Raw genomic sequence first — 14,931 nt, 5'->3', positions numbered from 1 at the left:
TGTATGATACCTGAGCTCATTCCCAATTAGCCAAATTCATAGCTACAACCGTGTCGTTCGGGGCTTTTCATGCAGGCGTACCAGCGCGAATTCATCCGTTTTGCCATCGAACGCGGCGTGCTGCGTTTCGGTGAGTTCACCCTCAAATCCGGGCGTACCAGCCCCTATTTCTTCAATGCCGGCCTGTTCAGCAGTGGTCTGGCATTGGCCAAGCTAGGGCGTTTCTATGCCTCGGCGCTGGTCGACAGCGGCATCGACTTCGATGTGCTGTTCGGCCCGGCCTACAAGGGCATCCCGCTGGCAGCGGCGACTGCGGTGGCCCTGGCCGAGCAGCATGATCGCGACCTGCCCTGGTGCTTCAATCGCAAGGAAGCCAAGGATCACGGCGAGGGTGGCACCTTGGTCGGCGCACCGCTCAATGGGCGGGTAATGATTGTCGACGATGTGATCACGGCCGGTACAGCGATCCGCGAAGTGATGCAGATTATCCAGGCCCAGGGTGCCCAGGCCGCTGGCGTACTGATTGCGCTGAACCGCCAGGAGCGTGGTCAGGGCGAGCTGTCGGCAATTCAGGAAGTCGAACGCGACTATGGCATGCCGGTAGTCAGCATTGTTTCGCTGGAGCAGGTGCTGGACTATCTGGCGGGTGATGCTGAGTTGAAGAAGCACCTGCCAGCCGTAGAGGCCTATCGCGCGCAATACGGAATTTAGCCTCAAACAACTACAACAAGGGTCTGTCATGCTCAAACCCGCGGTGCTGTGCTGGACGTTGTGCTGGGCTCTTTGGTCGTCGCTTGTTGCGGCCACGGAAATGTATCGCTACGTCGACGAGCGCGGCGTGACCGTGATCGATCGCCTTGGCGTGCCGCCCGAACATGTGGCCAGGGGTTATGAGGTGCTCAACGAGCAGGGGCGGGTGATTAAGGTCGTGCCTCCGGCTCCGAGCGCCGAAGAGCGTCAGCGGCTGGCGGAGGAGAAGGCCAAGGCGTCCTCCGATGCCCAGTTGCTGCGCATCTACTCCGAAGTCGGCGATGTCGATCGCGCCCGCGATCGCAAGTTGGCTGAGCTGGACGGCGCGATCAGTGTGGCGCAGAGCAACCTGCAGTCCCTGCGTACGCAGCAGGGCAGCCTGCAGGCCAAGGCGGCCGAGTTCGAGCGCGCCGGACGAAAGGTGCCCGAGCATCTGCTGGTACAGATCGAGAATCTGAAGATCGAGCAGAGCGGGGTGGAGAAGGATATCAGTCGCTACCGGGAAACCCGGGTCAGCGAAGAAGCGGCCTTTGCCGCCGACCGCGCTCGCCTGCAGGAGCTGCGCGGGCGCTGATGGCGTAGGCGGCCGGCAGATGCCGGCCGCGTTACAGGTTCTTAGCGGTGATGCTTGCGGTTGCTGATCAGGGTACCGACACCGCTGTCGGTGAAGATTTCCAGCAGTACCGCGTTGGGCACCCGACCGTCGATGATGTGCGCGCTGGTCACGCCACCTTGCACGGCCTCCAGGGCGCAACGGATCTTCGGTAGCATGCCACCGTAGATGGTGCCGTCGGCGATCAGGCTGTCCACCTGCTCGGTGGTCAGACCTGTCAGCACTTCACCCTGCTTGTCCAGCAGGCCGGCGATGTTGGTCAGCAGCATCAGCTTCTCGGCTTTCAGCGCTTCGGCCACCTTGCCGGCGACCAGGTCGGCATTGATGTTGTACGACTCACCGTCGGCGCCGACGCCAATCGGCGCGATCACCGGGATGAAATCGCCCTTCACCAGCATGTTGAGCAGGTCGGTGTTAACCCCGACCACCTCGCCGACATGGCCGATGTCGATGATCTCCGGCTGGGTCATTTCTGGTGTCTTGCGGGTGACCTGCAGCTTCTTGGCGCGGATCAGCTCGGCGTCCTTGCCGGTCAGGCCGATGGCGCTGCCGCCATGACGGTTGATCAGGTTGACGATGCTCTTGTTGACCTGGCCGCCGAGGACCATTTCTACCACGTCCATGGTTGCGGTGTCGGTGACGCGCATGCCGTCGATGAAGTGGCTCTCGATCGATAGGCGCTTGAGCAGGTCGCCGATCTGCGGGCCGCCACCGTGGACGACCACCGGATTGATGCCCACCGCCTTCATCAGCACGATGTCGCGGGCGAAGCCTTCCTTGAGTTCTTCGCTTTCCATGGCGTTGCCGCCGTACTTGATCACCAGCGTCTTGCCGACGAAGCGACGGATATAGGGCAGCGCTTCGGACAGGACCTTGGCGACGTTGGTGGCGGCATCACGTTCGAGGGTCATTGCAGGCGGGGCTCCGGGGCAGATCAGAAAGGCAGGTTGAGTTCAGGGGCGACGGTGTAGAGCTGGGCGCGGAACACTTCCTTGATCCGTTCCAGTTCTTCCTGGGTTTCCGCTTCGAAGCGCAAGACCAGCACTGGCGTGGTGTTGGAGGCGCGGACCAGGCCCCAGCCCTTCTGGTAATCGACGCGGACGCCGTCCAGGGTGGTCAGGTTGGCGTCGCCCCACACGCCATCGCGCTGCAGGCGATCGATCAGGCGGAACTTGTTCTCGTCGGTGACGGTGATGTTGATCTCCGGTGTGGAGATATCCGCCGGGAAGGCGGCGAACACCTGTTCCGAATTGCGTTTTTCCTGGCTGAGGATTTCCAGCAGGCGCGCGGCACTGTAGATGCCGTCGTCGAAGCCGAACCAGCGCTCCTTGAAGAAAATGTGCCCGCTCATCTCGCCTGCCAGCAGGGCGCCGGTTTCCTTCATTTTCTTCTTGATCAGCGAGTGGCCGGTCTTCCACATCACCGGACGACCGCCGTAGCCACTGATCAGCGCGCCCAGGCGACGGGTGCATTTGACGTCATAGATGATGTCGGCGCCGGGGTTACGCGACACCACGTCCTTGGAGAACAGCATCATCAGGCGGTCGGGGAAGACCATGTTGCCGGCGTTGGTCACCACGCCGACACGGTCGCCGTCGCCGTCGAAAGCCAGACCCAGGTCGGCGCCTTCGGCTTTGACCCGGGCGATCAGGTCGACCAGGTTTTCTGGCTTGCCCGGATCCGGATGGTGGTTGGGGAAGTTGCCATCGACCTCGCAGAACAGCGGAATCACGGTGCAGCCCAGCGCTTCGATCAGCTGCGGGGCGATCACCCCGGCCACGCCGTTACCGCAATCGACCACCACCTTCATCGGCTTGGCCAGGGCGATATCGTCGCGAATCTGCTTGAAGTAGCGGTCGAGGATATCGAGCTGCTCGATGCTGCCGACGCCGCTGGCCAGGTCGTTGTTGTCGATACGGGTCTTCAGGGCCTGGATCTGTTCGTTGGCCTGGGTATCGCCAGCGATAACGATCTTGAAGCCGTTGTAGTCCGGCGGGTTGTGGCTGCCGGTGAGCATGACCCCGGACTTGCCTTCCAGCACGTTGGTGGCGAAGTACAGCACTGGCGTCGGCACCATGCCGATATCGGTGACCTGGCAACCGCAGTCGAGCAGACCTTGGATCAATTGCTGGACCAGCTGCGGGCCGGACAGGCGGCCGTCACGGCCGACGGCGACGTTGGGCTCGCCCTTGGCCAGGCTTTCCGAGCCGATGGCGCGACCGATCCAATAAGCCGCTTCAGTGGTCAGGGTATCGCCGACCACGCCACGGATGTCGTAGGCGCGGAAGATGCTGGCGGGCAGTTTCGGTGGGGTTTGGCGGGCGCTTGCCACAGGTGTTTGCTCCAATCCCAGGAGATCCTGGTCTTCGTCGAGAATGTCGATATCGAGAATATCGGTGTCTTGAAACAGCGGGTCGGCCAGTGGTGCTGGCTTGCTTGCCGTCTCTGCTTTGGCGGTGCTGGCACCGCCTGCCTCCGCAGAGGCACTTTCCTGCTTGCGGCGCGGCATGCGCGCCAGGGTCTGGGCCAGGCTATCGAGGGCCGGCAGGCTGAGGCTGAAGGCCTTGACCGACTTGCCGCTGGAGAGTTCCTGGATCATCTGACCCAGCTGGCGTACGTCATTGCGCAGACGGCCATGCAGCTGGTTCTGCACCAGGAACAGGCCGAGCAGCGCGCCACCTGCCGCCAGCAGCAGGGCGAGGCCGAGCAGCACGGGCGACAGCGCGGGTGCCTGCAGATTCGGCCCAGGCGTGAAGCTGAGCTTCCAGTTCGGGTTGCCGGTATCGAACAGCTTGGCGACACCTGCACCAGGCTCGCCGCGCGCGCTGAGGATCTGCTCGGCAGTGCTGCCGAATTGCTGGCTGAGCTGTACCTGGCCAATGCCGGCGGGCACGGTGGGCAGAGTGTTGAGCAGGCGCTCGAGGTCGACCACCAGCAACAGTGTCCCCGGCGAGCGGCCGCCATCGCTGCCAGCCAGTGTCGCCGCGCTATACACCAGCCAGCGCTCGCCGACCTTGTAGGCCTCAGGCGCAGGGGCCTGGCCACTTTCCAGACGGCGCAGCAGGTCGAGGGCGGCGAAGTTCATCGGCCCGCTGCGACCGACATCCAGCGAGGCACGACCGGTGGCGTTGAGGTGAACGTCAACTACACCCTGCCAGTGCTGCTGGCTGCGCTCGGCGGCGCCAATGATGCTTTTGTCGTCGCTCTGCAAGGCGACCAGCAGGGTCGGATTGGCGGCGGCAGCCTGGGTATCGGCCTGCAGTTGTTGCAGGGCCTGCTGCACGGCGCTGGCCTGGTTGTTGCCCCAGGCGTCGATCAGTTGCTGTTGTTGCAGCTGATCACGACTCACCAGGCTGAACCACAGCAGCAGGCTGCCGACCAGCAATCCCGCGAGGGCGGCAATCGCGCCTGGTAGCAGGGCCTTGTGCTCATTGCCGCGCGGGGCGGCGGTGGCGATAACCTCGACGCTGACCGGAACGGTGCTGTCGTTGTCCTTGGCGGTGCGCTTGAAGAGTTTCACCAAACGTCTCCTGGGCAATTCATCCTGAAATTAATCGGCTCAATGGCTGCCGGAATGGCCGAAGCCGCCGGCGCCGCGCTGGCTTTCATCGAACTGTTCGACCAGTTCGAAGTGCGCCTGCACGACGGGGACCAGCATCAGCTGTGCAATACGCTCGCCAACGGCGATGGTGAAGGGGGTCTGCCCACGGTTCCAGCAGGACACCATCAGCTCGCCCTGGTAGTCGGAGTCGATCAGACCGACCAGGTTGCCGAGCACGATGCCGTGCTTATGGCCGAGGCCCGAGCGAGGCAGGATCAGCGCCGCCAGGCCCGGATCGCCGATGTAGATCGACAGGCCGGTGGGGATCAGCAGGGTCTGCCCAGGCTCTAGCACTGTGTCCTGCTTGAGCATGGCGCGCAGGTCGAGGCCTGCCGAGCCAGGGGTAGCGTACTGCGGCAGGGGAAAGTCACTGCCCAGGCGCGGGTCGAGAATCTTGGCTTGCAAAGCGTGCATGTCAGGCCCTGTGAACGGTCGGAGGTGGGTCAGGCGCGGTTGAGGCGTTCGGCAATGAAGGCTACCAGCTGACGGGCGATCTTGCCTTTGCTGGTCTGGGCAAAACTGCTGGCCTGCAATTCGCGGTCGATGATGGTGATGGCATTTTCCTCGCTGTTGAAGCCAATCGTGGGGTTGGCCACGTCATTGGCGACGATCAGGTCGAGGTTCTTGTCCTTCAGCTTGCGCGCTGCGTAGCCGAGCAGGTTCTCGGTCTCGGCGGCAAAACCCACGCTGAACGGGCGATCGGCGCGGCTGGTGAGTGTGGCAAGGACATCCGGGTTGCGCACCAGTTGCAGGAGCAGGCCATCGCCGGTAGTGGGATCTTTCTTCAGCTTGTGCTGGGCGACCACTTCCGGGCGGTAGTCGGCGACTGCGGCAGAGGCGATCAGCAGGTCGCAGGGCATGGCGGCTTCGCAGGCAGCGAGCATGTCGCGGGCGCTGACCACGTCGATACGCGAGACCCGGTCCGGGGTGGGTAGGTGCACCGGGCCGGTGATCAGGGTCACCTTGGCGCCGGCTTCCACCGCGGCTTCGGCCAGGGCGAAGCCCATCTTGCCGGAGCTGTGGTTGGTGATGTAACGCACCGGGTCGATGTTTTCCTGGGTCGGCCCGGCGGTGATCAGCACGTGCTTGCCGCTCAGGCTCTGGCGCTGGAAGCAGTCGGCGGCGCGCTGCGCCAGCTCATCCGCTTCGAGCATGCGGCCGGGGCCGACATCGCCGCAGGCCTGGCTGCCGGCAGCTGGGCCAAACAGGCGCAGGCCACGACTTTCCAGTAGTTGCGCATTGGCCTGAGTGGCCGGATCGCGCCACATGGCCTGGTTCATCGCCGGGGCGAGGGCCACGGCGGCATCGGTGGCCAGTACCAGGGTAGTCAGCAGGTCATCGGCCACGCCCTGGGCCAGGCGTGCCATCAGATCGGCAGTGGCCGGGGCGATCAGTACCAGATCGGCCCATTTAGCCAGCTCGATATGGCCCATGGCCGCCTCGGCTTCCGGGTCGAGCAGATCGAGATGTACAGGGTGGCCAGACAGCGCCTGCAGGGTCAACGGGGTGATGAACTCGCGGCCGCCGCGGGTCATTACCACCCGCACTTCGGCGCCCTGGTCGCGCAGCCGACGAACCAGCTCGGCACTCTTGTAGGCGGCAATGCCACCACCGACGCCCAGGACGATGCGTTTCCGATACAGCCGCTGCATAGGCCTGCCTTAATAATGTGGTGTGGATAGCAACGCGACGACGACACCTCCCCAGGCCGGTCACCGCGCCAAAAAGCCGGGCTAAGATAGCACAGGGCCCGCGCCGGAACAGCGGGCCGCCTGACAGGGAGATGTCATGAGTATTCGCGATTGGCCCGCGGCGGAGCGCCCGCGGGAGAAGCTGCTGGAGATGGGGGCGGGCGCCCTGAGCGACGCCGAACTGCTGGCGATCTTCCTGCGTACCGGGGTGGCCGGGCAGAGCGCGGTAGACCTGGCGCGTCACCTGCTGGGGGATTTCGGCAGCCTGCGCGCGCTGCTCGAGGCTGATCTGCCGTCCTTCAGCCAGCGCCTGGGTCTGGGGCCGGCCAAGTTCGCCCAGTTGCAGGCGGTGCTGGAGATGGGGCGGCGCCATCTGGCTGAGCGACTCAAGCGCGATTCCGCTCTGGAAAGCCCGCAGGCGGTGCGCGATTACCTCAAAGCGCGCCTGCGCCATGAGCCCCACGAGGTGTTTGGCTGCCTGTTTCTCGATGCCAAGCACCGGGTCATCGAGTTCGAGGCCCTGTTTCACGGCAGCATCGATGGCGCCAGCGTCTACCCGCGGCAGGTGGTCAAGCGCGCCCTGGCGCATAACGCCGCAGCTGCGATCCTGGTGCATAACCACCCGTCGGGGGTTGCCGAGCCCAGCCAGGCCGATCGCGTGCTGACCGAGCGCCTCAAGGAGGCGCTGGCGCTGATCGAGGTGCGCGTGCTCGATCACTTCATCGTCGGCGATGGTGAGCCGCTGTCCATGGCCGAGTTCGGTTGGGTCTAGGTCTTACTTGAGCTGCACCTTGGCAAAATCCTGGCGACCAAACGGGTTGACCTGATAGCCCTGCACATTGTTGCGCAGCAGGGCGAAGGCGGTCGGGTGGGCCAGTGGTAGCCACAGTGCCTGCTGCTGGATGATCGCCTGGGCCTGCTGATACAGGCCACTACGCACGGTCTGTTCGGCGCTGAGCTTGCCGTCGGCGATCAGCTTATCCAGTTGCGGGTCGCAGAACCGCGCGAAGTTCAGCCCGGACTGCAGCGAAGCGCAGGAAAATTGCGGGGTAAGGAAGTTGTCCGGATCGCCATTGTCGCCTGCCCAGCCCATGAACAGCAGATCATGTTCGCCGGCCTTGGCGCGCTTGATCAGCTCGCCCCATTCGATCACCCGGATCTCCGCGCGGATGCCGACTTCGGCCAGGTCGGCCTGCAGCAGCTGCGCGCCGAGGCTGGGGTTGGGGTTGAGCAGGCTGCCCGAGGGGCGGGTCCAGATCGTGGTGCTGAAACCGTCCGCCAGCCCGGCCTCTTCCAGCATTGCCTTGGCTTTGACCGGGTCGTGTGCGTAGCCGGGCAGCTCCTTGGCGTAGCTCCAGGTGGTCGGGGGGTAGGGACTGCTGGCGGCTGTGGCGCTGCCCTCGAACACCGCTTGCAGATAGCTGGCCCTGTCGAAGGCCAGGTTGATCGCCTGGCGCACTTGGGGCTTGTCCAGCGGCGGGTGCTGGCTGTTGAGGGCGACGAAGGCGGTCATGAAGGCCGGCGTTTCACTGATGCGCAAGGACGGCGCCTGGCGCGCCGCCTGCACATCCAGCGGCTTGGGTGACAGGGCGATCTGGCATTCATTGCGGCGCAGCTTCTGCAGGCGCACGTTGGTATCCGGGGTGATGGCGAAGATCAGACCGTCCAGCGCGGGCTTGCCGGCAAAATAGTCGGGGTTGGCCGTGTAACGGATGGCTGCGTCCTTTTGGAAGCGCTTGAGGATGAACGGGCCGGTGCCAACCGGGGCACTGTTGAGCTTTTCCGGCGTGCCGGCCTGCAGCAGTTGCGCGGCGTATTCGGCCGAATAGATCGAGGCGAAACCCATGCTCAGGGTGGCGAGGAATGTGGCGTCCGGACGATTGAGGGTGAAACGCACCTGTTGTGCGCCCACTGACTCGATGCTCTTGATCAGCGCCGGCAGCTGCATCGACTGAGCATGCGGATAACCGCCGGGCGCACTCTTGTGCCAGGGATGGGTGGGGTCGAGCATGCGCTGGAAACTGAACAGCACGTCATCGGCATTCAGCTCGCGGCTCGGGTTGAACCACTCGGTGCGTTGGAATTTCACCCCAGGTCGTAGCTGGAAGTCCCACACCAGGCCGTCGTCCGATACCGACCAGCTTTGCGCCAGACTCGGTTGCAGTTGGCCGCTGGCGGCATCGAACTCGACCAGGCGGTTCATCAGTACGTCGGCCGAGGCGTTGGTGGTGGTCAGTGCGTTGTACTGCACCACGTCGAAACCATCCGGGCTGGCCTCGGTGCACACGCTGAGGATAGCGGCCTGGCTCAGTAGCGGGGCGAACAGCAGGGGCAGGGCGGCAAGGCGCATGGGTATCTCCAGAGTGGCGACAGACGGCAAGGGTCTAACCCTAGACCAAGGCGCGGGGCGGGACAATCGGCAGGTTGCGACGAGTGGTAGGCCTGTCGGTGCCGGCGCAACCCGGCAAAGTAGAGGGTTTGCGCCTTTGCGGCGCAGTTAACAAGGCACAGTTCGCCTTGCGACTGCTAGGGTGTTCTGGTATAAAGCAGCGCTCTTTTCTAGGGGCCCGCCTCCTGCGCAAGCAGACAAGCGCGGTAAGACCCCCGAGAAACGTGGCGCTGAGCGCCAAATGACTATTGAGTTCAAGCGGCCAACCCATGCCGGGTTGGGCATGTGGTTTTAGAGGGCTGAGGCATGTCGAGAGTCTGTCAAGTTACTGGTAAGGGTCCAGTAACCGGGAACAAGGTTTCCCACGCAAACAACAAAACCCGTCGTCGTTTCCTGCCGAACCTGCAGCATCACCGCTTCTGGGTCGAGTCCGAGAAGCGTTTTGTGCGTCTGCGCGTTTCTGCCAAAGGCATGCGTATCATCGACAAGCGCGGCATTGACGTAATTCTGTCCGAGCTGCGCGCTCGCGGCGAAAAGGTTTAAGGAGCAAGTCATGCGTGAACTGATCCGTTTGGTGTCCAGCGCCGGTACCGGCCACTTCTACACCACCGACAAGAACAAGCGCACTACCCCGGATAAGATCGAAATGAAAAAATTCGATCCGACCATCCGTAAGCACGTGATGTACAAGGAAGCCAAGATCAAGTAATTGATCCGGCTTCTGTAAAAAGAACCCGCCTTAATCGGCGGGTTTTTTTTGCCCGCAGAAAAGGCCAGACGAAAAAAAGCCCGCGGGACGCGGGCGCAAGTTGCACAGGGTAAAAACGTTTGCCTGGCGAGACGCGACGGTCTCGCCAGCAGGGTCAGGCCTTCTGCTCGAACATCACATAGACCTTGCGGCACGGCTCCAGCACTTCCCAGGTGCCGGAGAAGCCGGCCGGGATGACGAAGCGATCGCCGGCGCGTACGGTCTTGGCGGTGCCGTGCTGGTCGCGCAGCACCGAGACGCCCTGGAGGATTTCGCAGTATTCGTGTTCGGTGTAGTTGACTGTCCAGTGGCCAATCGCGCCTTCCCAGATGCCGGCATGGAACTGGCTGCAGGGGCTGCTGTAATGATTGCGTACGCTCTGCTCGGGATCACCCTTGAGAATCTTCTCGGCGGCGGGGCGGTAGTGCTCGGGCGCGGTGGTTGCGCTGGCGAAGTCGATGATCTGCTCGGTGTTCACGGGCGTGTCCATGTGTTGTGGGTTGTGGAATGAGCGATTGATCGCAGTCTATGTTTGATAAAACGAACATTGCAAGGCGCCTGGCGGCCTTCTGTCAAAAATATTGAAAAGGTACGGGGCTCTGGTTTAGTGTTACGGGCACAAAGGCCGGCAATCGGCCTGGCAGAATAATTGACAGTGCGTGTTGTCGATTTGCGACACGCTTTCACCGAGGACTCCCGCATGACTACCCTGACCCGTGCCGACTGGGAACAGCGCGCCAAGAACCTGAAGATCGAGGGCCGCGCCCTGATCCATGGCGAACTCTGCGAAGCTGTTTCCGCCGCCACCTTTGAATGCGTGAGCCCGGTGGACGGTCGCCTGCTGGGCCTGGTGGCCAGCTGTGATGCAGCGGATGCCGAGCTGGCAGTGGCCGACGCCCGCGCTACCTTCGAGTCTGGCGTGTGGTCGCGGCTCAAGCCGGTCGAGCGCAAGAAAATCATGGTGCGCTTCGCCGACCTGATGGATGCCCACGCCGAAGAACTGGCCCTGCTGGAAACCCTCGACATGGGTAAGCCGATCAGCGATGCCCTGAGCGTCGACGTGCCGGGCGCCTCGCGGGCGATCCGCTGGAGTGGCGAGGCAATCGACAAGATCTACGACGAAGTGGCGGCCACTCCGCACGACGAACTGGGCCTGATCACCCGTGAGCCGGTGGGCGTGGTCGCGGCCATCGTGCCGTGGAACTTCCCGCTGATCATGACCTGCTGGAAGCTCGGCCCGGCTCTGTCGACCGGTAACTCGGTGATCGTCAAACCGTCCGAGAAGTCGCCGCTGACTGCCATTCGCCTGGCTCAGTTGGCCCTCGAAGCCGGTATCCCGGCCGGCGTACTCAACGTCCTGCCAGGCTTCGGTCACACCGTGGGCAAGGCCCTGGCCCTGCACATGGACGTCGACACCCTGGTGTTCACCGGCTCGACCAAGATCGCCAAGCAACTGATGATCTACGCTGGCGAATCGAACATGAAGCGCGTGTGGCTGGAGGCCGGTGGCAAGAGCGCCAACATCGTCTTCGCCGATGCGCCGTGCCTGAAAGCCGCTGCCGAGGCTGCCGCTGCGGCGATCTGCTTCAACCAGGGTGAGATGTGCACTGCGGGCTCGCGTCTGCTGATCGAGCGCTCGGTGAAAGATGAGTTCATGGCCCTGTTGCTGGAAGCTATGAAGGGCTGGAAAGCCGGTCACGCCCTCGACCCGGCCACCAACGTTGGCGCCTTGGTCGACAGCGGTCACCTCAACAGTGTGCTGTCCTATATCGAAGCCGGCCATGCCGAAAACGCCAAGCTGCTGTGTGGCGGCAAGCGCACGCTGGAGGAAACCGGCGGCGTGTATGTCGAGCCGACCATCTTCGACAACGTCACCAACAGCATGCGTATCGCCGCTGAAGAAATCTTTGGCCCGGTACTCTCGGTGATCACCTTCGACACCACCGAGGAAGCCATCCAGATCGCCAACGACAGCATCTATGGTCTGGCCGCAGCGATCTGGACCAGCAACCTGTCCAAGGCCCACCTGGCGGCCAAGGCGCTGCGCGTCGGCAGCATGTGGGTCAACCAGTACGACGGCGGCGACATGACTGCGCCGTTCGGTGGCTACAAGCAGTCCGGCAACGGCCGCGACAAGTCGCTGCATGCCTTCGACAAGTACACCGAGCTGAAAGCCACCTGGATCAAGCTGTAAGTACGCGGGACGATCTCCTGGTCGTCGGCCATACGGCGTGGCGTCCTCGCTTTTAATGCTCACGTACTGCAGTACGCTGCGCTTAAAAGCTGCGGGGCGCCTTGTCTGACCTTAGCCCAGAAGATCTTTTCCGGTGTTGGGCTCGGTCGAGGTAGGGCCGAGCTCTAAGTTGAAAGGTCCGCCCTTCGGGGCCGGCTCTAGTGAGCCACACCTGCGGCCGGGTTTCCTAGGAAACCCGGCCGTTTTGCATTTCAGCACGGCCAGAAAAAGGGAGAGGAGTGGCTATGCGTTGGGGAACCTATTTCGCCGTTACCTCGGCGGTGATCATCGTCGGTCTTGCCCTCGGCGTGACCCTGCCGCTGGTCTCGTTGCGCCTGGAAAGCTGGGGCTACGGGCCGTTTGCGATTGGCGTGATGGCGGGTATGCCGGCCATCGGCGTGCTGCTTGGTGCGCGCCTGACCGGGCGGCTAGCCGGCTGGCTGGGCACGCCGCGCACCCTGCGCCTGTGCCTGCTGGCCAGTGCGGTGTCGGTCGGCATGCTGGCGCTGCTGCCCAGTTATCCACTGTGGCTGGTGCTGCGCTTGCTGATCGGGATTTCCCTGACTGTGGTCTTCGTCCTCGGCGAGAGCTGGATCAACCAACTGGTCGAAGAGCGTCTGCGTGGGCGCCTGGTGGCGCTGTATGGCACCGGCTTCGCTCTCAGCCAACTGTCTGGTCCGCTGCTGCTGACCCTGATTGGCAGTGAGGGCGATCTGGGCTTCTGGCTGTCCGCCGGCTTACTGGTGGCCGGTTGCAGCGTGCTCTTTGGCCACAGCGGCGCACCCCGGGTGGACGCGCACAGTGCCGCCGGGCGTGGGCTGCTGGTGTTCTGCCGCAAGCTGCCGGCGATTGCCTGGGCCGTGGTGCTGTTTGCCGCCTTCGAGGCCATGGTGCTGACCCTGCTACCGGTGTACCTGCTGCGCGAAGGCTTCGATCAGAAAACCGCGTTGCTGATGGCTAGCGTGGTGGTGGTCGGCGATGCCCTGTTGCAGTTGCCCATCGGCCTGCTCGCCGACCGGGTGCCGCGCGAGTTGCTGTTCCGCATCTGTGGCGTGGTCTTGCTGCTGTCCAGCCTGGCCATCCCGCCGCTATTGCATACGCCGCTGATCTGGCCGCTGCTGGTGCTGTTCGGTGCATCCGCCGGGGGCCTCTACACCCTGTCGTTGATCCTGGTCGGGCAGTTCTACCGCGACGATGCGCTGGTCCGTGCCAATGCCCACATCGCCCTGCTCTGGGGTGTCGGCTGCCTGCTCGGGCCGCTGTCCACCGGTGCCGCCAGCCAGTGGCTGAGCGGCCATGCGCTACCCCTGCTGATGGCGGCTGGTGCGGCGCTGTTCGTCTACCTGGCCTGGCAGCGCGGTGCGTTCCGCGCCCCGCAAACCCTTACCGGCGACTAGGCGCCGGCCAACTCGGCCTGTAGCGTGCAGGCCGTCTCGCCGACCGTGCGCACGGCCTGCTCGATCAGGCTGGTGTTGGTGGTCGAGAAGTTCATGCGCAGGCAGTTGCGGTACTTGCCTGCGGCGGAAAAGATGCTGCCGGGGGCGATCTGCACCTTGTGTGGCAGCAGCAGGCGGTTCAGGCGCTGGCTGTCGAAGTTCTGCTCCAGCTCGACCCAGAGCATGAAACCACCCTGCGGCTGACTGGCCCGCGTGCCTGCCGGGAAATGCTGGCTGACCCAGCCGGTCATCAGCTCGCGGCCGCGCGCGTACTGGCTGCGCATGCGCCGTAGGTGCGGCTCGTAGTGGCCGCCGGCGATGAACTCGGCCAGCGCCAGTTGCGGTAGCTGGGCGCTCATGCCGGTGCTCATGTACTTCATGTGCAGCACCCGCTGCAGGTAGCGCCCCGGGGCGATCCAGCCGATACGCAGGCCTGGCGCCAGGGTCTTGGAGAAGGAGCTGCAGAGCAGCACGCGGCCGTCTTCGTCGAACGACTTGATGGTGCGCGGGCGCGGGTACTTGTAGGCCAGCTCACCGTAGATATCGTCCTCGATGATCGCCACGTCGTAGCGTTGGGCCAGCGTTAGCAGTGCGCGCTTGTTGGCTTCCGGCATGATGTAGCCGAGTGGGTTGTTGCAGGTCGGGGTGAGCTGGATGGCTTTGATCGGCCATTGCTCGAGAGCCAGTTCGAGGGCTTCCAGGCTGATCCCGCTGACCGGGTCGGTGGGCAGTTCCAGGGCCTTCATGCCGAAGCCCTTGAGCGCCTGCATCACGCCGTGGAAGCTCGGCGAATCCACTGCGACGATGTCGCCCGGCTCGCACACGGCGCGGATCGCCGTGGACAGCGCCTCGTGGCAGCCGGTGGTGATGACGATGTCCTCGGGCGGGATCTGGCAGCCGGAGTCCAGCACCAGGCGCGCCACCTGCTCGCGCAGGCCGGGGTCACCCAGCACGCTGCCGTAGCTCAGTTCACGAATGCCCTGCCGCCGGCTGAGGCGCGACAGCGAGCGCAGCAGCGGCTTGAGGGTCGGCGCGGCGATATCCGGGATGCCGCGACCGAGCTGCACCAGCTCGCCGCCGGGCGGGGTGCTGATCAGCTCCAGCACCTGATCCCACTGCGACACTTCCACCGGGCGCTGGGCGGCGCGGCTGACCATCGGCAACGCCGGGCGCTGGCGGGCCTGCGGTACGAAGTAGCCCGACTTCGGTCGCGGCTCCACCAGGCCGTCGTCCTCCAGCTGGCGGTAGGCCTGCTGCACGGTGCTCAGGCTCACCCCGTGTTCCTGGCTGAGCGCGCGCACCGAGGGCAGGCGGTCGCCGGGGCGGTACAGGCCCTGTTCGATGCGGGTGCCGAGCAATTCGGCCAGGTTCATGTAGAGCGTCATGACAGATGGGCTCCTGCGCAGCAGGCCAGACAATACAGATGGGGCAAGAATAGACCATTCAGTTACGCGTGGTGGCTATCTGTAT

General features: G+C 64.0%; 14 protein-coding genes. 7 read left to right on the top strand and 7 right to left on the bottom strand.

Translation table 11 applies throughout. The features are described 5' to 3' along the window. The first annotated feature begins 69 nt into the window (after nt 1-69). Together pyrE and H3H45_RS04135 are read left to right on the top strand one after the other, a co-directional pair. Complete coding sequence (gene pyrE / locus H3H45_RS04140) at nt 70-711, top strand: orotate phosphoribosyltransferase (protein ID WP_182832460.1); 642 nt, start codon at nt 70-72, stop codon at nt 709-711. Nucleotides 712-739: 28 nt separating this feature from the next. Beyond that, nucleotides 740-1,324: a DUF4124 domain-containing protein gene (locus H3H45_RS04135; RefSeq protein ID WP_182832459.1), complete on the top strand. Its 585-nt coding sequence runs from the start codon at nt 740-742 to the stop codon at nt 1,322-1,324. A 41-nt stretch (nt 1,325-1,365) separates the two neighbouring features. Here H3H45_RS04135 and argB read toward each other — a convergent pair whose 3' ends face one another. The 4 genes from argB to coaBC form a co-directional block, all read right to left on the bottom strand. Next, the gene (gene argB / locus H3H45_RS04130; protein ID WP_173211089.1) at nt 1,366-2,274 is read right to left on the bottom strand and encodes an acetylglutamate kinase; all 909 of its coding nucleotides are present in this window, start codon (nt 2,272-2,274) and stop codon (nt 1,366-1,368) included. A 23-nt stretch (nt 2,275-2,297) separates the two neighbouring features. Beyond that, entirely contained in the window at nt 2,298-3,695 is a 1,398-nt protein-coding gene (algC, locus tag H3H45_RS20005; RefSeq protein ID WP_407926680.1) for a phosphomannomutase/phosphoglucomutase, read from the bottom strand. Between the two features lie 1,227 nt (nt 3,696-4,922). Beyond that, entirely contained in the window at nt 4,923-5,378 is a 456-nt protein-coding gene (gene dut / locus H3H45_RS04120) for a dUTP diphosphatase (RefSeq protein ID WP_182832457.1), read from the bottom strand. A 29-nt stretch (nt 5,379-5,407) separates the two neighbouring features. Further along, nucleotides 5,408-6,616, bottom strand: coding sequence for a bifunctional phosphopantothenoylcysteine decarboxylase/phosphopantothenate--cysteine ligase CoaBC (gene coaBC, locus H3H45_RS04115; protein ID WP_182832456.1), 1,209 nt, complete (start codon nt 6,614-6,616; stop codon nt 5,408-5,410). Nucleotides 6,617-6,752: 136 nt separating this feature from the next. Between coaBC and radC the strand changes: the two genes are divergently transcribed. Continuing rightward, nucleotides 6,753-7,427: a RadC family protein gene (gene radC / locus H3H45_RS04110; protein ID WP_173211097.1), complete on the top strand. Its 675-nt coding sequence runs from the start codon at nt 6,753-6,755 to the stop codon at nt 7,425-7,427. A gap of 3 nt (nt 7,428-7,430) precedes the next feature. Here radC and H3H45_RS04105 read toward each other — a convergent pair whose 3' ends face one another. Then, entirely contained in the window at nt 7,431-9,005 is a 1,575-nt protein-coding gene (locus H3H45_RS04105; RefSeq protein ID WP_182832455.1) for an ABC transporter substrate-binding protein, read from the bottom strand. A gap of 345 nt (nt 9,006-9,350) precedes the next feature. On the opposite strand from H3H45_RS04105, the gene rpmB reads away from it, so the two are divergent. After that, complete coding sequence (gene rpmB, locus H3H45_RS04100) at nt 9,351-9,587, top strand: 50S ribosomal protein L28 (protein WP_173211101.1); 237 nt, start codon at nt 9,351-9,353, stop codon at nt 9,585-9,587. Nucleotides 9,588-9,597: 10 nt separating this feature from the next. Beyond that, nucleotides 9,598-9,753 carry a 50S ribosomal protein L33 gene (gene rpmG / locus H3H45_RS04095; RefSeq protein ID WP_173211103.1) on the top strand — a complete coding sequence of 52 codons (156 nt, stop codon included), beginning with the start codon at nt 9,598-9,600 and terminating at the stop codon, nt 9,751-9,753. A 154-nt stretch (nt 9,754-9,907) separates the two neighbouring features. Here the strand turns inward: rpmG and H3H45_RS04090 are convergent, their stop codons facing one another. Further along, complete coding sequence (locus H3H45_RS04090; RefSeq protein WP_173211105.1) at nt 9,908-10,270, bottom strand: cupin domain-containing protein; 363 nt, start codon at nt 10,268-10,270, stop codon at nt 9,908-9,910. A 222-nt stretch (nt 10,271-10,492) separates the two neighbouring features. Here H3H45_RS04090 and H3H45_RS04085 point away from each other — a divergent pair, with 222 nt between their 5' ends. Both H3H45_RS04085 and H3H45_RS04080 read left to right on the top strand, forming a co-directional pair. Further along, the gene (locus H3H45_RS04085; protein ID WP_182832454.1) at nt 10,493-11,986 is read left to right on the top strand and encodes an aldehyde dehydrogenase; all 1,494 of its coding nucleotides are present in this window, start codon (nt 10,493-10,495) and stop codon (nt 11,984-11,986) included. A 284-nt stretch (nt 11,987-12,270) separates the two neighbouring features. Beyond that, entirely contained in the window at nt 12,271-13,422 is a 1,152-nt protein-coding gene (locus tag H3H45_RS04080; protein WP_182832453.1) for an MFS transporter, read from the top strand. Here H3H45_RS04080 and H3H45_RS04075 read toward each other — a convergent pair. Continuing rightward, complete coding sequence (locus H3H45_RS04075; protein ID WP_182832452.1) at nt 13,419-14,846, bottom strand: aminotransferase-like domain-containing protein; 1,428 nt, start codon at nt 14,844-14,846, stop codon at nt 13,419-13,421. The two genes, H3H45_RS04080 and H3H45_RS04075, sit on opposite strands and share 4 nt — an antisense overlap. Between the last annotated feature and the right edge of the window lie 85 nt (nt 14,847-14,931).

Origin of the sequence: Aquipseudomonas guryensis, from assembly GCF_014164785.1 — a bacterium.
Classification (GTDB): domain Bacteria; phylum Pseudomonadota; class Gammaproteobacteria; order Pseudomonadales; family Pseudomonadaceae; genus Aquipseudomonas; species Aquipseudomonas guryensis.
The sequence above is the reverse complement of the archived record's forward strand: the minus strand, read 5'-3'. Positions and strand labels throughout refer to the sequence as shown.